Below are 21,991 nucleotides of genomic sequence, written 5' to 3' on the forward strand. Positions count from 1 at the left end.
TTGAGCTCCTTTTCTAATTGATTGCTGCACATTGAGGCTAGTTACCCTGTACATGACCATGTTAAACGTTTTATTTAAAAATGTCGAAGCCAAAGACATACATGATTTGTTAAAAATTGACTCAGGAAATCTGCTTTTATATAATGGCATTGCAATATAACTAAAAATGGTTAATCACCCTTTATTTTCATGCGATTTTGACCTTAAAGCCAAACAATAAATTGGAGGGATACATATGGCAGAACGTATGGTAGGTAAACAAGCTCCTCGTTTTGAAATGGAAGCAGTCCTTGCAAGCAAAGAATTCGGCAAAGTAAGTCTTGAGGAAAACATGAAAAATGACAAATGGACAGTGCTATTCTTCTATCCAATGGACTTCACTTTTGTTTGTCCGACAGAAATTACAGCAATGTCTGACCGCTATGACGAGTTCGAAGATCTTGATGCAGAAGTCATCGGGGTTTCAACTGATACCATCCATACTCATTTAGCTTGGATCAATACAGACCGCAAAGAAAACGGTCTTGGCCAGCTGAAATACCCGCTTGCTGCTGATACAAACCATGAGGTATCCCGGGAATATGGCGTTTTAATCGAAGAAGAAGGTGTGGCTTTGCGCGGATTGTTTATTATTAATCCTGAAGGGGAGCTTCAATATCAAACTGTTTTCCATAACAACATTGGGCGTGATGTTGATGAAACGCTTCGTGTTCTCCAGGCGCTGCAAACTGGCGGACTCTGTCCGGCTAACTGGAAACCAGGCCAAAAAACACTTTAATTCTTTCCATGAACGAAAAGCGGTCTAGCATATTCGTTAGGCCTCTCTTTTAAAATAGGAGGGAAAAAGCAATGAAATTACGTCAGCCCATGCCGGAATTGACGGGAGAAAAAGCTTGGTTAAATGGTGAAGTGACGAGAGAGCAATTGATTGGGGAAAAGCCGACGCTTATTCATTTCTGGTCCATCAGCTGCCACTTGTGCAAAGAAGCGATGCCGCAAGTGAATGAATTTCGTGATAAATATCAAGATCAACTGAATGTTGTAGCTGTGCATATGCCCCGTTCCGAAGATGATCTTGACCTTGGTAAAATTAAAGAAACAGCCGCTGAACACGATATCACTCAGCCGATTTTTGTTGACAGTGACCATGCTTTAACCGATGCATTTGAAAATGAATACGTACCTGCGTATTATGTGTTTGATAAAACAGGACAGCTCCGTCACTTCCAAGCCGGCGGGAGCGGTATGAAAATGCTTGAAAAACGTGTGAACCGCGTTCTGGCTGAAACGGAATAGGTATCTGACTAAATAGTATTTCCTAAAAACCTGATCACATCAGGTTTTTTATTTGTGCAAAAAGCAATGGAAGAAGAGTAAGAAGCTTATTTTTCCAAATTTGGGTATAGGAATTGATGGTTTGTTTGATTGATACGCTAGAAAACACAGCTAATTTTTGATGTTTTTCCTCAATTTTAGATAAATCTCATATCTCATAACTCGAAAATTGTAGATATTACACTAAATTTCTTTAAAGAAGTAAGTAAAATATATATTTTCAACATTATACCAAATAAACTAGAAAGCCCCTTAATCCCTTGAGAATAAAGGACTCTTTTGAAAAATAAAACATTTTCAGAAAATAAGGAATTTTTCATAGAGTAAATATAATAGTAAAATGCTAAAATAATAGTTGATAAAATTACTTTTGTAATCTAATATCTTAATTAAAGATGTTAATTTTGATAGGGGGTACATTGAGGAATGTTTAATGAAAGAGAAGCTTTGCGCTTGCGGTTAGAACAATTAAATGAAGCTGAAGTGAAAGTCATTCGTGAATATCAAATTGAACGTGATAAAATATACGCAAAATTAAGAGAGCTGGACAGAAATGGAAGCCCTTCCGAAATCAAAAAGGATTTCCGTTCTGAAAAAAAACCTGACTCTCTGCCGGTTCTCGCTGAGCTTGCGGCTCAGGAAATCAGAAGCTATCAGCCGCAATCACAGCAGCAGTCTGTTCAGCCTCAGCTTCAATCTATTTCCTCTCTTCCTGCCGGTATACCAGACGGAACAACACGAAGAAGAAGAGGAACGGCAAGACCGGGATCAAAAGCAGCTAAGCTGCGTGAAGCTGCTATTAAAACATTAAAACGCCACAACGCGGCGATTAAGAGCTCGGAGCTTCAAAAAGAGATTGAAAAAGAAAGCGGTCTTGAAATCCCTAATATGACAACATTTATGCAAAGCTTAATTAAAATGTACCCGGAAGTGAAAAAGCCATATCGCGGGCAGTACATTTTAGAGGGTGAAATCGAATCTGCAGAATCAGCAAATGAATAAATATAAAGAAAAACTGCTTGGCATCGCTCAAGCAGTTTTTTTATTGAGGTTTTTTCTGTAAAGGTTTGTTTTCTTTTTCAAGATTAAGCTTATACACCCACTTTTGATAAGGCTTTTCTTCAGCGGCTCTGTTTTTCAACTCTTCGATTGTATGGCTCTTGGCCTGGTCTGATGATTGGGCGTGGGCAAGCTGTTTTTGAAGCACATGTATCTGTTTGGTGACATCTTCAAGGATAGTCTCTACATGATTTGGCTGCGCGTAGACCGCTGGAGCTTCTTCTTCCGTTTTTTCTTTTTGTTTCGTGCCGCCATCAATATCGGCAAATTGAGAAGCAATCCAGGCATCGCTTTCATCAAGCTGCCGTTTATACGATATAATAGTTTCGTGAAATAATTTTTCTTTCGTTTTTTCTATGTCTAGCAGTCTTTCTTTCGTTTCTATGATTCGATCTTTCATATGATCAACTTCTATTTTAATATGTTTTAGCTGATATTCTTTTTCTACCATTTGCTCTTTTAGACGCCCGTTTTCGGCTTTTATCAATTCGGCTTGCTGTTTTGCCTGAAGCAGTGCATTTTGTTCCTGCTCAATCGAGGCTTGAAGTTCGCTGATCCGTTTATGAAGATTTTTATTTTCTTCTTCGATTTTGACTTTAGCAATATGAAGTTTATGTTTTTCTTCGATTTCGGCTCTGCGTTTATAGGTTTCAGCAGATAGAAGCTCCTGCAAAACAACGATTTTATCAAGCAGTTCCGCTCTTATTTGGTGCAGGGTTTGGCTGGTGTGGGAGGCATGTTTTTCTTTTGTTGACATATGTGTTAATTCGGCAGACAGCTGCTGGAGTTTTTCTTTCATATCGGTATTTTCTTTGAGCAGTTTGTTATTTTTCTGATGGAAGTAGCTTGCTTCAAGTTCAGCAATCAGCTTATGGCACCTTGAAAGCTCGGATTTTAAATAAAGGTTCTCCTGAGACACGTCGTGGAAAAAAGGACCTGATCTTTTCATTCGAACCATCTCCCTCATGATGTTAACACTACAATATGCAAATACTGAACAGCTATTCCTCTTTAATAAACAGACAAGCAGTAGCGTTGAGCCTTTGCTTTTGCTATGCTTTTAACGAAACTAGAGGTGAGATGATATGAAGCATGTAAACGTACTGCTGGCAGGGGGAGCCTCGCGGCGATTTGGAGAACCGAAGGCGTTTGTCAAATGGAAGGGCAGGATGCTTTACGAATGCGCTAAAGAGGCACTTGGAGAACAAACGGTTATCATCAGCCGTCCCGAATTTATTGATAGATTTCAAGAAAACGGTGAAAATGAAGTGTATCAAGATGCTGAGCCATTTCAAGGCATGGGGCCATTGGCTGGTATATATACCGCTTTTAAAAAGACAGACGGTGATCTTTATACTGTTCTTTCCTGTGACACACCGCTGATACAAAGAAGGACGATGCTGGAGCTCAAACGTCTGATGACTGCCGGTGCGGACGCGGTAGTCCCAATTTCAGACGGACAAGTGCAGCCATTGATTGCGATTTACCACAAACGTATCATGCCAGTTCTATACGATCAGCTTTCTGAGAAGAGGTTGAGAATATCAGATTTATTAGGCAGAATTTCGGTTTGTTACGTACAGGCTGAAAATATCGGAGCAAACCCGGCAGAGTTTATCAACATTAATACACGTGATGATTTTAGCTGTTTGAAAGAAAAATCGAACTCCCTCAAGCGGGACTGACGGGGCAATAACATGATAAGATGACATAAAAGATAAGGAGAACAGGTTTGATGGAGGAACGTTATTCACGGCAAATCAGATTTAAGCAAATTGGGGAAGAGGGCCAGAAAAGACTGGCAGACAGCCACGTGCTGATTGTCGGAGCGGGAGCGCTCGGCACTGCAGGAGCTGAAGGGCTTTCGAGAGCGGGAGTCGGTACGATTACCATTATTGACCGTGACTATGTGGAGTGGAGCAATCTTCAAAGGCAGCAGCTTTATACAGAAAGCGATGCCAAACTCCGCATGCCGAAAGCCATGGCTGCCAAAGAACATCTATCAGCGATTAACAGCGAGATACATATTGAGGCGTATGTTACCGAAGGAACAGCCGAAACGCTTGAGCCGCTCATTGAAAAAGCAGATGTCGTGATCGACGCGACAGATAATTTTGAAACCCGCATGCTGATAAACGACCTTGCCCAGAAAACAAAGACACCTTGGGTCTATGGCGCCTGTGTAAGCAGCCAGGGAATGTTCATGACAGTCATTCCCGGAGAAACCCCTTGTCTGTCTTGTTTGTTTGAGCAAATTCCTGTCGGCGGGGCGACGTGTGATACTGCCGGCATTATTCCGCCTGCTGTGCATATCGTTTCAGCATATCAGCAGGCTGAGGCATTTAAGCTGTTAACCGGCCAAATAGAAGCAATACAGCGGGGGTTTGTGACATTTGATGTCTGGAACAATTCGCATATGAAGATTAACGTTAATCATGTACGCCGTGAGGATTGCCCATCTTGCGGAGCAAATGCGGTATATCCTTATCTTCAGGATTGGAATACACCAAAAGCTGCTGTATTATGCGGCCGTGATACAGTGCAGGTAAGGTCAGAATCATTAAAAAGAATCCCGAAACAGGAACTCATTAAGCGGCTGAAAACAATCGGCAAGGTCGAGGCTAATGCGTTTTTGCTGCATATTTTTTACGAGGATTTCAGAATTGTCATTTTCAATGACGGACGGGCACTGGTGCATGGAACAAATGATGTGAAAGAAGCCAACTCCGTGTTGGCAAGAGTGATTGGACTGTAACAACAGGAGGGGTCAGAATGCTGGAGAAAAGAACACCGATACCGGTAGACGAGGCAGTTCGGCGTGTCTGCCATTTTCAAAAACAAGGTGAAACAGAATGGGTGGCGCTTGAAGACAGCCTTCATCGGTTTTTAGCCGAAGATATAACTGCGGATCACCACGTACCTGCGTTTGATCGTTCGCCATACGATGGTTTTGCTGTCAGAGCGTGCGATACGGCAGAAGCTTCACGTGAAAACCCAGTTCGGTTTGAAGTTATTGACCATATTGGAGCGGGAGCAGTATCTGAAAAAGAACTTGGCCCGTTTCAAGCCGTACGGATTATGACTGGCGCGCAAATCCCTGAAGGGGCAGATGCAGTCGTCATGATTGAACTGACTCAAACCTTTGAGGAGAATGGGAAGTCATTTATGTCTTTAAAACGCCGCTTTCAGACGGGGGATAATATTTCAAAAACAGGTGAGGACGCTCAAAAAGGGAGTGTTTTACTGACAAAGGGCACCCGGGTGACACCAGGAGTGACGGCTCTTTTGGCAACATTCGGATACGCATCTGTGCCTGTCGTGAGAAAGCCTGTAGTCGGGATTATCGCAACCGGTACCGAATTGCTGAATGTCAGTGATCCGCTGGAACCGGGAAAAATCCGCAACAGCAATGCGAGTATGGTATATGCGCAAGCGATAGAAGCAGGCGCAACACCGCTTTATTTAGGGAAAATCTCTGATGAACTGGATAAAAGCTTTGCTGCAGTTAAAGAAGCGATGAAAAAAGTGGATTTCCTGATCACAACTGGCGGTGTGTCAGTCGGTGACTTTGACTTTTTGCCTGCGATCAATGAAAAACTCGGAGCGGACGTGCTGTTTAATAAAGTTGCCATGCGCCCGGGCAGCGTGACAACGGTGGCGCATGCAAATGATATGCTGCTGTTTGGCCTTTCTGGTAATCCGTCGGCATGCTATGTCGGTTTTGAACTGTTTGTCAAACCGATAATCCAGACATGGCTGCTCAATGAAACACCGCATTCAATTTGTGCGGAAGCTGTTTTGACCAAGGATTTTCCGAAGCCGAACCCATTTACCCGATTTGTTCGTGCGCTCGTGCACCATCAGGAAGGGAAGCTGTTGGCGACACCCGTTGGCTTAGATAAGTCGAGCTCTGTCACAACACTTGCAGATGCCAATGCATTTATTATCCTGCCGGGCGGCACGCGAGGCTACGAATCTGGCAGAACGGTTCAAGTGCTGCTCATCAGAGAAGAGAATGGAAGTGAATGGCCTTGGTCCGTCCTTTCCCGATCGTCCAAGTTGTAGGATTTCAAAACAGCGGGAAAACAACGTTTATTGAGCGCATTCTTGAAAAAGCCTCTGAACAGGGAGTCCATTTGGGCTGCCTGAAGCACCATGGTCACGGCGGTGAACCGCAAACGCTCACGGAAGGAAAAGACACGGACCGTTACAAGGCGGCAGGTGCTGATGTAACAGCGGTAGAAGGTGCTGGTGTGTTACAGCTGACTGCCCGCCGCAATTGGGATTTGGCACGGCTGGTCGAGTTATACCAATTTCTCGAAACAGACTGTCTTCTGATTGAAGGCTTTAAAAAAGCCCCTTATCCTAAAGTGGTTATCCTAAGTGAAAAGGAAGATCTGGAAGCGCTGCAAGCAATAAATATAATCGCCATCATCTATAGAAAAAAAGAGCATATGACAGAGCATCAGGGATTACCCGTTTTTCATGCGGATGATCCGGTTGCCGTGGATTTTGTGCTTTCACAGCTGAAGGGGGAATCTGCATAATGGAACGGTTTGAGATTACGAAAACACCCATTAATACTGAAGACATCATCAATAAAGTGGAGAAACGGGAAGCAGGGGCCATTACGACATTTATTGGTACGGTTCGGGAATGGACAAACGGAAAAAGAACGGTTCGGCTTGAATATGAGGCATATGAACCGATGGCCGTGCAAATGCTTGCTCAAATCGGCGCTGAAATCGAAGAAAAATGGGAAGGTGCCTCAGCTGCGATCACGCACCGTATAGGTGTGCTCGATATCGGTGAAGCAGCGGTAGTGATTGCTGTATCTTCTCCCCATCGAAAAGCCGCATATGAAGCCAATGAGTATGCGATTGAACGCATTAAACAGATTGTGCCGATTTGGAAAAAAGAAATTTGGGAAGACGGTGAGCAATGGATCGGCGACCAGCTAGAAACAACAGCTTATCCGAACGGAAAACCAGACCTAAGCGAGGGAGAGCAGCATGATTAAAATTCTTTTATTTGCAGGACTGGCTGAACAGGCCGGTACACAAGCAATAGAAATAGATGTGGAACAAGCAACCACAGATGAAATAAAAGCGAGTCTAAAAGAACAATACGGTCTTGAATCTATTGATACGGCTATGATTGCCGTTAACGAAAGCTATGTAAAAGAAAATACCTCTGTATCTTCGGGTGACACGGTAGCCATCATACCGCCGGTCAGCGGGGGATGAAAACCGGACGGCATTTCAGCCGTCTGGTTTTTCTGTATTTCATTGGCATATCCCCAAGTATCCTCAGCATACAATGATTTTCTGTAAGCGTTTATTCTACATATGTTACTCCCTATAAAGTAAGAGACTCACTCCATAATTAGACTGAAATTTTGAAAAATAATAGAAATTTATTTCGGGTATCGATATAGTGAAGATGATAAATGTTGGAAAGGTGCTGGATATGGAGACATTTAAAAGATTAAAAATGTATTATTGGCCGTACAGAAAAGTGTTTATGTGGTCGCTTCTAGCCATGCTTTTGATGACTGCAATTACTGTCGTTTATCCGATTATCCTGCAAATTACGATTGATGAGATCGTGCTGGGACGGCAGTATCAGCTTGCGGCGTGGGTCAGCTTAGGATTTATTGCGGTAATGGTTTTGAAAGGAATGGCTACCTTTTTTCATCAGTATTTAGGTGATATGTTCGGGATCAAATCCGTTTATCGGCTGAGAAATGGTCTGTATGAAAAACTGCAGCGGCTTTCTTTTTCTTACTATGATAACGCGAAAACAGGAGATTTGATGTCCAGGCTGACTGCTGATGTTGAAGGGCTTCGTTTTTTCTTATCATATGGTCTCGCTGAGCTCATTCGCTTCGGCCTGCTGGTAGCCATCAGCCTGTCGGTTATGTTTTACTATTCTGTTCCTCTCACGCTTGTGACAATAGCTGTTCTGCCATTTCTCGCGGTTGCGGTATACCGGTTTGACAAAAGAGTCCATCCCGCCTTCAGAGGCATCCGCAAATCGTTTGCGAAACTCAATACAAAAGTTCAGGAAAATATCAGCGGCATTAATACGGTTAAATCTCTTTCCAGGGAAGATTTTCAGATCAGCACTTTCAATAAAGCCAATGCAGAATACAGGGCGCAGTATTTACAAACATCATCCATCTGGTCTGCGTATTTCCCTTTAATGGAGTTCATTGGTAACATTTGTATTGTAGCTCTCCTCTCATACGGCGGTTACTTGGTTATGCAAAATCAGCTCAATCCCGGCGAGCTTGTTGCTTTCTTCAGCCTTGTCAATTATATGATGTGGCCCATTATGAACTTAGGTTTTGTCATCAATATGTTCTCTCAAGCAAAAGCGTCAGGGGAACGCCTGCTCGACATTCTGGAAAAAGAAGAAGACATTACAGATCATCCTCATGCTTTGCATAAACAAAAATTAACCGGAGATGTCCATTTCAAAAATGTTTCTCTTGCATACGGAAAAGAACAAACAAACGCGCTGTGCAATGTAAGCTTTGAGGCAAACAGCGGGAAGGTAATCGGACTGTTGGGCCCGACAGGTTCAGGCAAAAGCTCAGTGACACAGCTTCTCACCAGTTTTTACAGTCCTGTTAGCGGAATGATTACCATTGATCACAAACCAATCACAGATTATTCGTTAAAAACCCTTCGTTCCAATATCGGGGTCGTACTTCAAGAATCCTTCCTGTTTTCATCTACGATTAGATCAAATATTTCGTATGGGCGGCCGGATGCCTCAATGGAAGACGTCATCGAAGCGGCAAAAAGGGCGCAGGCTCATAGCTTTATTATGGAGCTTCCTGATGGGTATGACACCATGCTGGGAGAGAGGGGAATGGGGCTTTCCGGCGGGCAGAAACAGCGTATTGCCATTGCGAGAGCCATCTGCTTGAACCCGAGCATTTTAATATTGGATGATGCCACAAGCGCAGTAGATATGCAAACGGAGCACAGCATACAGCTTGCCTTAAAAGAAGTCATGAAAAACCGCACAACCTTTATCGTCGCTCACCGCATTTCTTCACTGAAACACGCCGATGAAATTCTCGTTTTTAATAAAGGACGCATTCGTGAAAGGGGAACACATCACGAGCTTCTTGAAAAAGGCGGCTACTATAAAAAGATTTACGATTTGCAATACCGTGATGTCAAAATGATTAATGAGCCGCATGAGGTCGGATAGGGAGGGGCCAAATGAAACAAACGAAAAAACAGGGGATTTTAGAGCGTTTCTATTACTCTTCAGATGAAATCATTGAAAAGCCGTTTAACTGGGCTCAAATGTGGCGGCTGCTGAGCTATGTCAAACCATATCGAAAAACAATTTTGCCGCTTTCTTTTCTCACCGTATTGATTGGCACTGCTGTGAAGCTTGTGATCCCCATTCTGATCGGCATTTATGTTCTTGATCAAGCGATTACAGGAAGAAACTCGGAGCTGCTGATTCAGCTCATTTTTATTATTAGCGGTTTATATGTCCTCAATTACGCCGCCAATGTGTTAAGAATCAGGTGGATGAATCAGCTTGGCCAGCATGTCATTTACGATTTGCGACAGCATTTATTTACCCATGTGCAGCGCTTATCCCATCGATTTTTTGATCAGCGGTCGGCGGGATCGATCTTAGTCAGGATCATGAATGATATTAACTCTCTTCAGGAGCTCTTTACAAGCGGAGTCATCAATTTGTTGACCGACTTGCTGCTTCTGGCCGGCGTGATTATTATTTTGTTTACGCTGAGCCCTGAGCTGACTATAGCCATCATGGTGACATTGCCGATTATGTTTTTTATTTCAACAAGTCTCAGAAAAAAAATACGCCGATCCTGGCAAACGGTACGGCTGAAGCAATCGAAGCTCAACTCTCATCTAAACGAAAGCATTCAGGGCATCCGGGTCACACAGGCATTTACGCAGGAAGAAGAAAACATGGCGTATTTTGACGGTGTCAATCAGGAGAACTACGAATCATGGCGGGAAGCAACTAGAAAAAATGCCATGTTCCGTCCGCTGGTAGAAATGACGAATGCGATTGGGACGGCTGTCTTGATTTGGTATGGAGCCACACTCATCATGAATGAAACCATTACGATTGGCGTCTTCGTTTCTTTTGCTTTCTATCTGGGAATGTTTTGGGAACCTATTTCGAGACTGGGTCAGGTCTATAATCAGCTGTTAATGGGGATGGCATCATCAGAACGGATTTTTGAGTTTCTGGACGAACAGCCAAATGTCAAGGAGAAGCCGAATGCCATTCATAATGAAAAGATAAATGGGGAGATCAGTTTTGAAGAGGTTGAATTTTCGTATGATGAAAAACGAAAAGCCCTTTACGCCGTTTCTTTCTCTATTCCGGCGGGCTTGACGCTTGCGCTTGTCGGGCATACAGGGAGCGGGAAGACGACGATTGCCAATTTAATCAGCCGTTTTTATGATGCGACCGGAGGCACCATTAAAATAGACGGTATACCGATTAAGGATCTTTCCCTTGCCAGTCTGCGCTCTCAAATCAGCATTGTCCTGCAAGATACATTTATTTTCTCTGGGACCATCATGGAAAATATTCGTTTTGGAAGGCCAAATGCTTCGGATGAAGAGGTGATGAAAGCGTCCCAAGCGGTCGGAGCGGATGAGTTTATTTCTGATTTAGCGGAAGGATACGCAACAGAGGTGGAGGAAAGAGGCAGCGTACTGTCTGCCGGTCAGCGTCAGCTTATTTCCTTTGCAAGAGCATTGCTCGCCGATCCGACTATTATCATCCTTGACGAAGCAACGGCAAGCATTGATACAGAGACAGAAGTAAAAATTCAGCAAGCGTTAAAAACGCTTCTGAAAGGGCGTACAGCAGTGATGATCGCTCACAGATTGTCTACGATCCGCGACGCCGACCGCATCATTGTTCTTGATCACGGCAGGAAAATAGAAGAAGGGAACCATGATCAGCTTCTCGCTAAAGGAGGCATTTATGCCGGGCTTGTGAAAGCGCAATACAGCACAGCGATAGAATAATATGAAAAGCCTTCAATATTGAAGGTTTTTGGAAATTTATTAGAAAAACATGAAACTTTTTGATATCCTTCCCGTACTATTTGTTAGATATTCTCAAGGAGGTTTTGAAATGGAAACGAATGTAGAAAAAAACAGCGGAACGGCGACTGAAAAGCCTTCACTTTTCGGAGTAATCACAAGTCCGTCCGTTCAATTTGAAAGAATAAGAGAAAGGCCGGCTGTATGGGGACCGCTTTTGATTGTTGCAGCAATTATCATCGTCGGTGCCGTGCTGCAATCACTCGGTACGGATTATAGTGAGCTTTTGAAAAGCCAGGATACGCAAGGGCTATCTGCTGAACAAATGGAAACTGTCGCAACAATAACCAAATTTGGCGGAATGGCAGGCGCTATTATCGGCGGTATCGCAGCATTATTTATTGCCCCTCTTATTTATTGGCTCTGTGTAAAAGTATCAGGCGGTGTTACGACATATAAAAAAATGCTTTCTCTCAGTCTGTTTGTCTCTTTGATTAGCAGTCTCGGATTATTGGTTAATGGAATCGTTGCTTTTACGACTGACGTGAATCCTCTTTACAGCACGACGTCACTGGCAGGGATTATCCCATCTGACGGGGCTCTTGCCAGCGTGTTAAATACCTTTGAAATTTTCAGCATCTGGAGCTTTGTATTATTAGCAATCGGACTTCACAAAACGGGAGGCATCTCCAAAAAAGCCGGGTGGATTTCAGCAATCATTCTATTCGGAATTTTAGTTGTATTTTCGCTTTTTTCAGGTTTAATCAATTCTGTGGCGGGTGCATAAGCTCATGAAAAAAGTCTGGATCGGAATTGGAATCGCAGTTATAGTCGCTCTTTTTGTTGGAATCAATATATACCGGTCTGCCGCTCCAACAAGCGGCAGCGCCGGCAAGGAGATACAGGCGGGGAGCGTTGAAGAAAATGAAATCTCATCAACGGTTATGGTTCCTGGCACGCTAAAATTTTCAAATGAACAGTATGTCTTTTATGAAGCTGATAAAGGGACATTAGAAGACATTAAAGTAAAGGAAGGCGATAAAGTTAAAAAGGGCACGCCTTTAGTCACCTATACAAATGAGCAGCTGAGCCTGGAAAAAGAACAGAACCAGTTAACGTCTGAATCCAATCGGCTTCAAATTGACCAAATTCAAGAAAAGTTAAAAGCCTTAGACAGCAAAGAAAGAGAACTGGAAAAACAGGTAGGAAAGAAAGAAGCAGAAAAACAAATCGAATCTGAACGAACAGAGCTTCAAATGCAGAAAAAAACAGCGGAGATCGAATTAAAACAAACCGAGCTTCAGCGACAGTCACTTGCCAACCGGGTATCAGATCTTGAAGTGAAAAGCGAAATTGAAGGCACCGTTATTTCTGTCAACCAAGAGGCGGCATCCAAAAAGTCAGATATTCAAGAGCCTGTCATACATATCGGCAACCCAAAAGACCTTGTCGTCTCAGGGAAATTGTCTGAATACGATACATTGAAAGTCAAAAAAGGCCAGAAGGTCACACTCACTTCAGATGTAATACAGGGTAAAACATGGAAAGGCACGGTTTCCGCAGTCGGGCTTGTTCCGGATCAGCAGGAGAGCGCTGCGGCACAAGGAACAGAACAGGCGGTCCAATACCCGCTTCAAGTGAAAATAAAAGGAAATCTTCCAGAAGGAAAGCCAGGCTTTAAATTTATCATGAATATTGAAACAGATAAACGGAAAGCAAATACGCTTCCTTCAAAGGCAGTCAAAAAAGAAGATGACCAATATTATGTGTATACAGTAAAAGACGGAAAAGCAAAGCGAGTTGATGTCAAAATCGGCGAAGTGACAGATGACCTGACAGAAATTAAAGAGGGGCTTACCCAAGATGATCAAGTCATTTTGAATCCATCTGATCAGGTGACTGACGGAATGGAAGTGAAATCTTAAATGATTCAGCTTTCTAATGTGCGAAAAAGCTACCAGATCGGAAAGGAAACGTTTGATGTTCTCCATTCTATTGATTTGGACATTCATCAAGGTGAATATGTCTCGATTATGGGGCCGTCAGGATCAGGAAAATCGACGATCATGAATATTATCGGCTGTCTTGATCGGCCGACTTCCGGTACATATCAATTGGACGGCGAAGACATTTCTTCATATAAAGATAAAGAACTGGCGGCAGTCCGTAACCGGTCCATCGGTTTTGTATTTCAGCAATTTCAGCTTCTTCCGCGGCTGAACGCAAAAAAAAATGTCGAGCTGCCGATGATTTATTCCGGGATAGGCAAAAAGGAACGTCAAGAGCGGGCTGAGAGAGCATTGGAAAAGGTCGGGTTAGCCGATCGAATGCTCCACATGCCCAACGAGCTGTCGGGCGGGCAGAAGCAGCGGGTGGCGATTGCGAGGGCGATCGTGAATGAGCCGAAATTGATTTTAGCTGATGAACCGACCGGCGCCCTGGATACGAAAACAAGCGAGGCGATTATGGATCAGTTTACAGCATTAAATGCCGAGGGAACGACAATCGTTCTGGTTACTCACGAGCCTGAAGTAGCAGATTGCACGAATCGGATCGTCATGGTGCGTGACGGAAACATTGTTCCTGCCAGCTCCGGACAAAGGAGTGTGGGAGAATGAGCCTGTTAGAAAACATCAGAATGGCTCTAAGCTCTGTCCTTGCCCATAAAATGCGTTCGATCTTAACGATGCTCGGCATTATCATTGGTGTAGGCTCTGTCATTGTTGTCGTTGCGGTAGGACAGGGCGGCGAGCAAATGCTGAAGCAGTCGATCAGCGGCCCGGGAAATACTGTGGAGCTGTACTATATGCCTAGCGACGAGGAGCTTGCAAGCAACCCGAACGCCGCAGCTGAATCTACGTTTACAGAAAACGATATTAAAGGTTTAAAAGGAATAGAAGGCATTAAACAAGTCGTTGCTTCGACTTCTGAAAGTATGAAAGCGCGTTATCACGAAGAAGAAACCGATGCTACGGTTAACGGAATAAATGATGGATACATGAATGTCAATTCTTTAGAAATCGAAAGCGGCAGAACATTTACCGACAATGACTTTCTCGCGGGGAATAGAGTCGGAATCATCTCTCAAAAAATGGCTAAAGAGCTGTTTGATAAAACCTCCCCTCTAGGTGAAGTTGTCTGGATTAACGGACAGCCCGTTGAAATTATCGGCGTGCTGAAAAAAGTAACAGGCTTGCTTTCTTTCGATTTAAGTGAAATGTATGTGCCATTTAATATGATGAAATCCTCTTTTGGCACAAGTGATTTCAGTAACGTATCATTGCAGGTCGAATCAGCAGACGACATAAAATCGGCTGGAAAAGAAGCGGCACAGCTGGTAAATGACAATCATGGCACAGAGGATTCGTATCAAGTGATGAACATGGAGGAGATTGCGGCCGGAATTGGCAAGGTAACGGCAATTATGACGACGATTATCGGCTCAATTGCAGGTATTTCCCTTTTGGTCGGCGGAATCGGTGTCATGAATATCATGCTCGTATCAGTCACAGAACGGACACGGGAAATTGGAATCAGAAAATCCCTCGGTGCGACGAGGGGACAGATTCTGACTCAGTTTTTAATTGAGTCAGTCGTATTGACGCTGATTGGCGGTCTGGTCGGGATTGGTATTGGATACGGAGGGGCCGCGCTTGTTTCAGCCATTGCGGGCTGGCCGTCACTCATATCCTGGCAGGTTGTATGCGGGGGCGTGCTGTTCAGTATGCTCATTGGTGTTATTTTCGGCATGCTTCCTGCAAATAAAGCTGCAAAGCTTGATCCCATTGAAGCGCTGCGTTATGAGTAGCCTCATGCAACATGCATGAGGTTTTTTTATGTTTAGTGATTTCTACTATGAATATAAAAGACTTTTTTCATTAAAATAAGAAGAAAATGTCGTACAATTGTCCTTATTTTTGTCGAATTTACAGTTTACAAACCCTATAGACATACGTTAATATGGAGAAACGTGAAAGATTTTGATAGTTATTGAATGAATTTGAATGATTTTAGTTGCCTAAACCGAAAATAGCGTTTACAATGAAATTGTATTCAAAATGAATACGTTTTCATTAGGAGGTGAAGCATGCTAACTCCTGAACGGCATCAATTGATTATTGATCAAATAGAAAAGCATGATGTGGTAAAGATTCAAGAGCTTATAAATCTGACTAATGCTTCTGAATCAACAATCAGAAGAGATTTATCGACCCTTGAAGAACGCGGTTTTTTAAAGCGCGTTCATGGTGGAGCGGCCAAGCTTTCTGATATCAGACTTGAACCCGATATGCTTGAAAAATCATCCAAAAACCTTCACGATAAATTGAAGATTGCTGAAAAAGCAGCTTCTCTTTTAGAAGAAGGGGATTGCATTTACCTTGATGCAGGCACGACGACATTGCACATGATTGATTTTATGGATAAAACCAAAGATATTGTCGTTGTCACAAACGGGGTAATGCATATCGAGGCATTAATAAGGAAAGAAATTTCTTTTTATCTGCTTGGAGGATACGTAAAGCACAGAACGGGCGCGATTATTGGAGGCGCTTCATTGATTGCCATGGACCAGTACAGATTTGATAAGAGTTTTCTGGGGACAAACGGTGTCCATACAGAGGCTGGATTTACAACGCCGGACCCTGATGAGGCCCTTTTAAAACAGAAAGCGATCAAACAGGCAAAACACGCTTACGTCTTAGCAGACCCTTCGAAGTTCGGAGAAATTTCATTTTCGGCATTCGCCGGAATAGGCGACGCAACAATCATTACGACTGACGCTGAAGAGCTTACATTCGATAATTACCAAGAAAAAACTGTCGTAAAGGTAGTGAAACCATGATTTACACTGTAACACTTAATCCATCTGTCGATTATATAGTTCACGTTGAAGATTTTTCTGTAGGAGGCCTGAACCGTTCTTCGTATGATACCAAGTATCCAGGGGGCAAAGGCATCAACGTATCGAGACTGCTGAAAAGACACCATGTGGCGTCTAAAGCGCTCGGATTCGTCGGCGGATTTACCGGAGAATATATCAAAACATTTTTACGGGAAGAAAACCTGGAAACAGCTTTTTCTGAAGTAAAAGGGGATACCCGTATCAATGTAAAGCTGAAAACGGGTGATGAAACTGAAATTAACGGGCAGGGACCGACAATTTCGGATGAAGATTTCAAAGCCTTTTTAGAACAGTTCCAATCTTTGCAAGAGGGAGATATCGTTGTTCTTGCAGGAAGCATTCCATCTTCACTCCCTCACGATACTTATGAAAAAATCGCAGAGGCCTGCAAACAGCAGAACGCACGAGTTGTTCTGGATATCTCAGGCGAGGCTCTTTTGAAAGCAACAGAAATGAAACCATTTTTGATGAAGCCAAATCATCATGAGCTTGGAGAAATGTTCGGCACGGCCATTACATCTGTTGAGGAAGCCGTTCCTTATGGGAAAAAGCTTGTAGAACAAGGCGCTGAACATGTAATCGTATCAATGGCCGGAGACGGAGCGCTTCTGTTTACGAACGAAGCTGTTTATTTTGCTAACGTGCCAAAGGGGAAATTGGTAAACTCAGTCGGAGCAGGGGATTCCGTTGTTGCAGGTTTCCTTGCCGGAATTTCCAAACAGCTGCCGCTTGAAGAAGCATTCCGCTTAGGAGTTACTTCAGGCAGTGCTACCGCGTTCTCTGAAGAACTTGGAACAGAAGAATTTGTCCAGCAGCTTCTTCCTGAAGTTAAGGTCACACGTCTATAGAGGAGGAAACACAAGTGAAAATAACTGAGCTTTTAACGAAGCATACGATAAAGCTTAATATTGAGAGCAAAGAAAAAGAAAATGTTATTGACGAAATGGTCACTGTTCTTGATAAGGCAGGAAAGTTAAATGACCGACAAGCCTATAAAGAAGCCATTTTAAATCGCGAAAGCCAAAGCTCCACGGGTATCGGTGAAGGAATCGCTATCCCCCATGCGAAAACGGCAAGCGTTATCAACCCGGCGATCGCGTTCGGACGTTCAAAAGACGGCGTCGATTATGAATCATTAGACGGCCAGCCGGCTCACTTAGTGTTCATGATCGCGGCGACTGAAGGCGCAAACAACACTCACCTTGAAGCATTGTCAAGACTTTCAACGCTGTTAATGCGTGAAGAAATCCGTAAGCAGCTCCTTGAAGCTGAGTCTGAAGATGCCATCATCGACATTATTAATCAGCACGATAAAGATGATGACGAAGAGGAAGAAGAAGCGGCACCAGCACCTGCCGGAAAAGGGAAAATTTTAGCGGTTACTGCATGCCCGACAGGTATTGCCCATACATTCATGGCTGCGGATGCCCTTAAAGAAAAAGCGAAAGAGCTTGGTGTGGAAATTAAGGTCGAAACAAATGGGTCAAGCGGCATTAAGCACAAGCTCACTGCCCAAGAAATCGAAGATGCACCTGCAATCATTGTCGCAGCGGACAAGCAGGTTGAAATGGAACGTTTTAAAGGCAAGCGCGTACTTCAAGTTCCTGTAACGGCGGGTATCAGACGTCCGCAAGAGCTTATCGAAAAAGCGATGAATCAAGATGCGCCGATTTATCAAGGCAGCGGCGGCGGTTCAGCAGCTTCAAACGATGATGAAGAAGCGAAAGGCAAGTCTGGAAGCGGTATCGGAAACACGTTTTATAAGCACCTGATGAGCGGTGTCAGCAACATGCTTCCGTTCGTAGTCGGCGGCGGTATTCTCGTTGCGATTTCATTCTTCTGGGGAATTCACTCTGCTGATCCGAATGATCCTAGCTACAACACGTTTGCAGCAGCATTAAACTTTATCGGCGGCGACAATGCATTAAAACTGATTGTTGCAGTTCTGGCCGGTTTCATTGCGATGAGTATTGCAGATCGTCCTGGTTTTGCGCCTGGTATGGTCGGCGGATTTATGGCTACTCAAGCGAATGCTGGATTCTTAGGCGGCTTAATTGCCGGATTCCTTGCCGGTTATGTCGTGATTTTACTGAAAAAAGTATTTACGTTTATCCCTCAGTCACTTGATGGATTAAAACCTGTTTTGATTTACCCGCTGTTCGGTATTTTTATCACTGGCGTATTAATGCAATTTGTCGTCAATACACCTGTAGCAGCTTTTATGAATTTCTTAACAAACTGGCTTGAAAGCCTTGGTACTGGAAACCTTGTGTTAATGGGTATTATCTTGGGCGGCATGATGGCGATCGATATGGGCGGCCCGCTTAATAAAGCAGCCTTTACGTTCGGTATCGCCATGATCGATGCAGGCAACTATGCGCCTCATGCAGCAATCATGGCCGGCGGTATGGTTCCTCCGCTTGGTATCGCACTTGCAACAACCATTTTCAGAAACAAATTCACTCAGCGTGACCGTGAAGCTGGTATTACATGCTATTTCATGGGAGCTGCTTTCGTAACAGAGGGAGCGATCCCATTTGCTGCGGCTGATCCGCTTCGCGTCATTCCAGCTGCTGTAGTCGGTGCAGCTGTTGCCGGCGGATTAACTGAATTCTTCCGAGTAACGCTTCCGGCGCCTCATGGAGGAGTATTCGTAGCTTTCATTACAAACCATCCGATGCTTTACCTTTTAAGTATCGTGATCGGTGCTGTCGTGATGGCAATTATCCTCGGTATCGTCAAAAAACCTGTTACAGAAAAATAAGAAAAAAAGCGTCCTTGGTTCGAAAGGACGCTTTTTCTTATCCGGCCGGCAGGGAGCGCGGTTAAGTTATGTATTTTATTCTTTTTTATGATAAAGTAAAAGAAGAGAAACAACTGACATAGCAATTGTCTAGGAGGAAACACTTTGACCGAGGAAAAAAATACGAATACTGAGAAAACGACGAAGAAAAAAAACAATACGTACCTGGAATGGGGTAAAGCGATTGTCATCGCTGTTCTGCTGGCTCTCCTGATCCGTCACTTTTTGTTTGAACCGTATTTAGTTGAAGGTTCATCTATGTATCCCACATTACATGACGGAGAAAGGCTGTTTGTGAATAAAACAGTCAACTATATCGGCGAGCTGAAGCGCGGAGATATCGTTATTATCAACGGTGAAACTTCTAAAATCCATTATGTAAAAAGATTGATCGGAAAGCCTGGAGAAACCGTTCAAATGAAGGATGACACGCTTTATATAAACGGTAAAAAAGTAGCCGAGCCTTACTTGTCTAAAAACAAGAAGGAAGCAGAAAAACTTGGTGTCAGTCTGACAGGAGACTTTGGACCGGTTAAGGTTCCGAAAGGCAAATACTTTGTCATGGGAGATAACCGGCTGAATTCTATGGACAGCCGAAACGGGCTGGGACTGATCGCGGAAGATCGAATTGTCGGCACATCGAAGTTTGTCTTTTTCCCGTTTAACGAAATGCGTCAAACAAAATAAAAACGCCTTGCTGGCCTAGGACAGCAGGCGTTTTTATTTTGAAAAAGAAGCGACCAATGCAATGCATAAAACCGTGATGAACACTGAACCGATAATAGCTAGCACACTGAAGAAAAGGTGAACCTGTTTGTTCTCTTTTCCGCGCTTTTCTAAAAGCCGTTTAGAAAAAATGTGCGAAAATATGTAAATAAGGGCTATGCCTATATATAAGCCGATATCTTTGGCGGTAAAGCCTGTTACGGCAAGGTAAAAGCCCGTAAAAAAGATCAGTAAGCAATATTCAGTAAGTGTTAAAAGCCTCAACGTGTTCCTCCATGAGAGTGTGTAATTTTCCAGGCGGATGCATTCTCTCTCTTTAATTGTAACACAGCTGGCTGGTTTGGGTGTATAAGTGTTTTCTCTCTGTTTTATCAGGGAATCATTTCTCTTGTCCTGCATTCATGGTATACTTTTATTGATGATAGACATGATGGAGGATAATAAATGATTGCTGTAAATAATGTAAGCTTGCGGTTTGCGGATCGCAAGTTATTTGAAGATGTTAATATTAAATTTACCCCAGGCAACTGCTATGGGTTAATTGGTGCAAACGGTGCCGGTAAATCAACGTTTCTAAAGGTGCTGTCAGGCGAAATCGAGCCTCAGACAGGCGACGTGCATATGAGTCCTGGCGAGCGTCTTGCCGTCTTGAAGCAGAACCATTTTGAGTACGAAGAGTATGAAGTGCTGAAAGTGGTCATTATGGGCCACAAACGCCTGTATGAAGTCATGCAGGAGAAAGACGCTATTTACATGAAGCCTGATTTCTCAGATGAGGATGGGATTCGTGCTGCTGAGCTAGAAGGTGAATTCGCGGAACTGAACGGTTGGGAAGCGGAAAGTGAAGCTGCGATCCTGTTAAAAGGCCTTGGTATCTCAGAAGATCTGCACACAAAAAAGATGGCAGACCTCAGCGGTTCGGAGAAGGTAAAAGTTCTCTTGGCACAGGCATTATTCGGCAAGCCGGATGTTCTGCTCCTCGATGAGCCGACGAACCACTTGGACCTTCAGGCAATCCAGTGGCTTGAAGAGTTTCTGATTAACTTTGAAAACACAGTTATTGTCGTATCCCATGACCGCCACTTCTTAAATAAAGTATGTACGCACATTGCCGACCTTGATTTTAACAAAATTCAAATCTATGTCGGAAACTATGATTTCTGGTACGAGTCAAGCCAACTGGCGTTAAAGCTTTCTCAAGAAGCGAACAAGAAAAAAGAAGAGCAGATTAAACAGCTTCAAGAGTTTGTCGCTAGATTCAGCGCCAATGCGTCTAAATCTAAGCAGGCTACATCAAGAAAGAAACTTCTCGAAAAAATCACGCTGGATGATATTAAACCGTCTTCCCGCCGCTATCCTTATGTTAACTTCACGCCGGAACGGGAAATCGGAAATGATGTTCTTCGCGTGGAAGGCTTAACAAAAACAATCGATGGCGTAAAGGTGCTTGACAATGTCAGCTTTATTATGAATCGAGAAGATAAAATTGCTTTCACTGGCCGAAATGAACTTGCTGTTACTACGCTGTTTAAAATCATCTCCGGGGAAATGGAAGCTGACAGCGGAACGTTTAAATGGGGTGTTACCACATCTCAAGCGTATTTTCCAAAAGACAACAGCGAATATTTCGAAGGCAGTGATCTGAACCTTGTAGACTGGCTTCGCCAATATTCTCCGCACGACCAAAGTGAGAGCTTTTTACGCGGTTTCTTAGGACGCATGCTGTTCTCTGGAGAAGAAGTCCACAAAAAAGCAAATGTACTTTCCGGGGGAGAAAAGGTCCGCTGTATGCTGTCGAAAGCGATGCTTTCTGGCGCCAATATTTTAATTTTGGATGAGCCGACTAACCATTTAGACCTGGAGTCCATTACAGCGCTCAATAACGGCTTAATCAGCTTTAAAGGCGCTATGCTGTTTACTTCCCATGACCATCAGTTTGTGCAGACCATTGCAAACAGAATTATAGAAATTACACCTAACGGCATCGTCGATAAGCAAATGAGCTATGACGAGTTCCTTGAAAATGCTGATGTGCAGAAAAAATTGACTGAACTATACGCGGAATAAAAAAAGCAGAGATTTCTCTGCTTTTTT

Annotated in this window: 22 protein-coding genes; 20 read left to right on the plus strand and 2 right to left on the minus strand. The window is 43.5% G+C overall.

The genetic code is table 11. The features are described 5' to 3' along the window. Positions 1-235 precede the first annotated feature (235 nt). The 3 genes from ahpA (at position 236) to rok (ending at position 2,337) form a co-directional block, all read left to right on the plus strand. A complete protein-coding gene (gene ahpA, locus MKY50_RS07850) occupies positions 236-778 on the plus strand; it encodes a biofilm-specific peroxidase AhpA (protein ID WP_003245371.1) in 543 nt (180 codons plus the stop codon). Between the two features lie 71 nt (positions 779-849). After that, positions 850-1,296, plus strand: a complete 447-nt coding sequence (ykuV, locus tag MKY50_RS07855; protein WP_015252187.1) for a thiol-disulfide oxidoreductase YkuV — start codon at positions 850-852, stop codon at positions 1,294-1,296. A gap of 465 nt (positions 1,297-1,761) precedes the next feature. After that, positions 1,762-2,337 (plus strand): transcriptional regulator Rok, encoded by a 576-nt coding sequence (gene rok / locus MKY50_RS07860; protein ID WP_003232378.1) that lies wholly within the window; start codon positions 1,762-1,764, stop codon positions 2,335-2,337. 40 nt (positions 2,338-2,377) lie between these two features. Here the strand turns inward: rok and cse15 are convergent, their stop codons facing one another. After that, complete coding sequence (cse15, locus tag MKY50_RS07865; RefSeq protein ID WP_341116461.1) at positions 2,378-3,343, minus strand: spore protein Cse15; 966 nt, start codon at positions 3,341-3,343, stop codon at positions 2,378-2,380. A gap of 136 nt (positions 3,344-3,479) precedes the next feature. On the opposite strand from cse15, the gene MKY50_RS07870 reads away from it, so the two are divergent. From MKY50_RS07870 to sipT, 16 genes are all read left to right on the plus strand, one after another. Beyond that, a complete protein-coding gene (locus tag MKY50_RS07870) occupies positions 3,480-4,079 on the plus strand; it encodes a molybdenum cofactor guanylyltransferase (RefSeq protein ID WP_341116462.1) in 600 nt (199 codons plus the stop codon). Between the two features lie 50 nt (positions 4,080-4,129). Further along, entirely contained in the window at positions 4,130-5,149 is a 1,020-nt protein-coding gene (locus MKY50_RS07875) for a molybdopterin-synthase adenylyltransferase MoeB (RefSeq protein WP_017696813.1), read from the plus strand. Positions 5,150-5,166: 17 nt separating this feature from the next. Continuing rightward, complete coding sequence (locus MKY50_RS07880) at positions 5,167-6,459, plus strand: molybdopterin molybdotransferase MoeA (protein WP_341116463.1); 1,293 nt, start codon at positions 5,167-5,169, stop codon at positions 6,457-6,459. Further along, entirely contained in the window at positions 6,420-6,941 is a 522-nt protein-coding gene (mobB, locus tag MKY50_RS07885) for a molybdopterin-guanine dinucleotide biosynthesis protein B (RefSeq protein ID WP_080529272.1), read from the plus strand. The genes MKY50_RS07880 and mobB overlap by 40 nt, the downstream gene beginning before the upstream one ends. Continuing rightward, the gene (locus MKY50_RS07890; protein ID WP_015252181.1) at positions 6,941-7,414 is read left to right on the plus strand and encodes a molybdenum cofactor biosynthesis protein MoaE; all 474 of its coding nucleotides are present in this window, start codon (positions 6,941-6,943) and stop codon (positions 7,412-7,414) included. Before mobB ends, MKY50_RS07890 begins: the two co-directional genes overlap by 1 nt. Next, positions 7,407-7,640 (plus strand): molybdopterin converting factor subunit 1, encoded by a 234-nt coding sequence (gene moaD / locus MKY50_RS07895; RefSeq protein ID WP_014476678.1) that lies wholly within the window; start codon positions 7,407-7,409, stop codon positions 7,638-7,640. Before MKY50_RS07890 ends, moaD begins: the two co-directional genes overlap by 8 nt. A 223-nt stretch (positions 7,641-7,863) precedes the next feature. Then, the gene (locus MKY50_RS07900; RefSeq protein WP_341116464.1) at positions 7,864-9,621 is read left to right on the plus strand and encodes an ABC transporter ATP-binding protein; all 1,758 of its coding nucleotides are present in this window, start codon (positions 7,864-7,866) and stop codon (positions 9,619-9,621) included. A gap of 11 nt (positions 9,622-9,632) precedes the next feature. Continuing rightward, positions 9,633-11,447, plus strand: a complete 1,815-nt coding sequence (locus MKY50_RS07905; RefSeq protein WP_341116465.1) for an ABC transporter ATP-binding protein — start codon at positions 9,633-9,635, stop codon at positions 11,445-11,447. 109 nt (positions 11,448-11,556) lie between these two features. Further along, on the plus strand, positions 11,557-12,252 hold the full coding sequence (yknW, locus tag MKY50_RS07910; protein WP_003232360.1) for a toxin SDP protection protein YknW: 696 nt from the start codon (positions 11,557-11,559) through the stop codon (positions 12,250-12,252). A gap of 4 nt (positions 12,253-12,256) precedes the next feature. Next, positions 12,257-13,390 (plus strand): efflux RND transporter periplasmic adaptor subunit, encoded by a 1,134-nt coding sequence (locus MKY50_RS07915; protein WP_029317740.1) that lies wholly within the window; start codon positions 12,257-12,259, stop codon positions 13,388-13,390. Beyond that, complete coding sequence (gene yknY, locus MKY50_RS07920) at positions 13,391-14,083, plus strand: ABC transporter ATP-binding protein YknY (RefSeq protein WP_003232356.1); 693 nt, start codon at positions 13,391-13,393, stop codon at positions 14,081-14,083. Continuing rightward, positions 14,080-15,273 (plus strand): sporulation-delaying-protein transporter subunit SkiZ, encoded by a 1,194-nt coding sequence (gene skiZ, locus MKY50_RS07925; protein ID WP_088467647.1) that lies wholly within the window; start codon positions 14,080-14,082, stop codon positions 15,271-15,273. Before yknY ends, skiZ begins: the two co-directional genes overlap by 4 nt. Before the next feature lie 279 nt (positions 15,274-15,552). After that, positions 15,553-16,308, plus strand: a complete 756-nt coding sequence (locus tag MKY50_RS07930) for a DeoR/GlpR family DNA-binding transcription regulator (protein WP_116315531.1) — start codon at positions 15,553-15,555, stop codon at positions 16,306-16,308. Next, on the plus strand, positions 16,305-17,216 hold the full coding sequence (pfkB, locus tag MKY50_RS07935; RefSeq protein ID WP_033883800.1) for a 1-phosphofructokinase: 912 nt from the start codon (positions 16,305-16,307) through the stop codon (positions 17,214-17,216). The genes MKY50_RS07930 and pfkB overlap by 4 nt, the downstream gene beginning before the upstream one ends. Before the next feature lie 14 nt (positions 17,217-17,230). Beyond that, complete coding sequence (locus tag MKY50_RS07940) at positions 17,231-19,132, plus strand: PTS fructose transporter subunit IIABC (protein WP_319620614.1); 1,902 nt, start codon at positions 17,231-17,233, stop codon at positions 19,130-19,132. Between the two features lie 144 nt (positions 19,133-19,276). Next, on the plus strand, positions 19,277-19,858 hold the full coding sequence (gene sipT / locus MKY50_RS07945) for a signal peptidase I sipT (RefSeq protein WP_341116468.1): 582 nt from the start codon (positions 19,277-19,279) through the stop codon (positions 19,856-19,858). A 33-nt stretch (positions 19,859-19,891) separates the two neighbouring features. Here sipT and MKY50_RS07950 read toward each other — a convergent pair whose 3' ends face one another. Continuing rightward, positions 19,892-20,161 (minus strand): hypothetical protein, encoded by a 270-nt coding sequence (locus tag MKY50_RS07950; protein ID WP_003232345.1) that lies wholly within the window; start codon positions 20,159-20,161, stop codon positions 19,892-19,894. 180 nt (positions 20,162-20,341) lie between these two features. Between MKY50_RS07950 and MKY50_RS07955 the strand changes: the two genes are divergently transcribed. After that, the gene (locus MKY50_RS07955; protein ID WP_341116470.1) at positions 20,342-21,964 is read left to right on the plus strand and encodes an ABC-F family ATP-binding cassette domain-containing protein; all 1,623 of its coding nucleotides are present in this window, start codon (positions 20,342-20,344) and stop codon (positions 21,962-21,964) included. Positions 21,965-21,991: the final 27 nt, after the last annotated feature.

The organism is Bacillus sp. FSL R7-0685, assembly GCF_038002425.1.
Classification (GTDB): domain Bacteria; phylum Bacillota; class Bacilli; order Bacillales; family Bacillaceae; genus Bacillus; species Bacillus subtilis.

What these genes read in the sequence shown, in the direction of transcription:
- ahpA (WP_003245371.1), top strand. Translation starts at nt 236, where the DNA reads ATGGCAGAACGTATGGTAGGTAAACAAGCTCCTCGTTTTGAAATGGAA.
- ykuV (WP_015252187.1), top strand. Translation starts at nt 850, where the DNA reads ATGAAATTACGTCAGCCCATGCCGGAATTGACGGGAGAAAAAGCTTGG.
- rok (WP_003232378.1), top strand. Translation starts at nt 1,762, where the DNA reads ATGTTTAATGAAAGAGAAGCTTTGCGCTTGCGGTTAGAACAATTAAAT.
- cse15 (WP_341116461.1), bottom strand. Translation starts at nt 3,343, where the DNA reads ATGAAAAGATCAGGTCCTTTTTTCCACGACGTGTCTCAGGAGAACCTT.
- MKY50_RS07870 (WP_341116462.1), top strand. Translation starts at nt 3,480, where the DNA reads ATGAAGCATGTAAACGTACTGCTGGCAGGGGGAGCCTCGCGGCGATTT.
- MKY50_RS07875 (WP_017696813.1), top strand. Translation starts at nt 4,130, where the DNA reads ATGGAGGAACGTTATTCACGGCAAATCAGATTTAAGCAAATTGGGGAA.
- MKY50_RS07880 (WP_341116463.1), top strand. Translation starts at nt 5,167, where the DNA reads ATGCTGGAGAAAAGAACACCGATACCGGTAGACGAGGCAGTTCGGCGT.
- mobB (WP_080529272.1), top strand. Translation starts at nt 6,420, where the DNA reads ATGGCCTTGGTCCGTCCTTTCCCGATCGTCCAAGTTGTAGGATTTCAA.
- MKY50_RS07890 (WP_015252181.1), top strand. Translation starts at nt 6,941, where the DNA reads ATGGAACGGTTTGAGATTACGAAAACACCCATTAATACTGAAGACATC.
- moaD (WP_014476678.1), top strand. Translation starts at nt 7,407, where the DNA reads ATGATTAAAATTCTTTTATTTGCAGGACTGGCTGAACAGGCCGGTACA.
- MKY50_RS07900 (WP_341116464.1), top strand. Translation starts at nt 7,864, where the DNA reads ATGGAGACATTTAAAAGATTAAAAATGTATTATTGGCCGTACAGAAAA.
- MKY50_RS07905 (WP_341116465.1), top strand. Translation starts at nt 9,633, where the DNA reads ATGAAACAAACGAAAAAACAGGGGATTTTAGAGCGTTTCTATTACTCT.
- yknW (WP_003232360.1), top strand. Translation starts at nt 11,557, where the DNA reads ATGGAAACGAATGTAGAAAAAAACAGCGGAACGGCGACTGAAAAGCCT.
- MKY50_RS07915 (WP_029317740.1), top strand. Translation starts at nt 12,257, where the DNA reads ATGAAAAAAGTCTGGATCGGAATTGGAATCGCAGTTATAGTCGCTCTT.
- yknY (WP_003232356.1), top strand. Translation starts at nt 13,391, where the DNA reads ATGATTCAGCTTTCTAATGTGCGAAAAAGCTACCAGATCGGAAAGGAA.
- skiZ (WP_088467647.1), top strand. Translation starts at nt 14,080, where the DNA reads ATGAGCCTGTTAGAAAACATCAGAATGGCTCTAAGCTCTGTCCTTGCC.
- MKY50_RS07930 (WP_116315531.1), top strand. Translation starts at nt 15,553, where the DNA reads ATGCTAACTCCTGAACGGCATCAATTGATTATTGATCAAATAGAAAAG.
- pfkB (WP_033883800.1), top strand. Translation starts at nt 16,305, where the DNA reads ATGATTTACACTGTAACACTTAATCCATCTGTCGATTATATAGTTCAC.
- MKY50_RS07955 (WP_341116470.1), top strand. Translation starts at nt 20,342, where the DNA reads ATGATTGCTGTAAATAATGTAAGCTTGCGGTTTGCGGATCGCAAGTTA.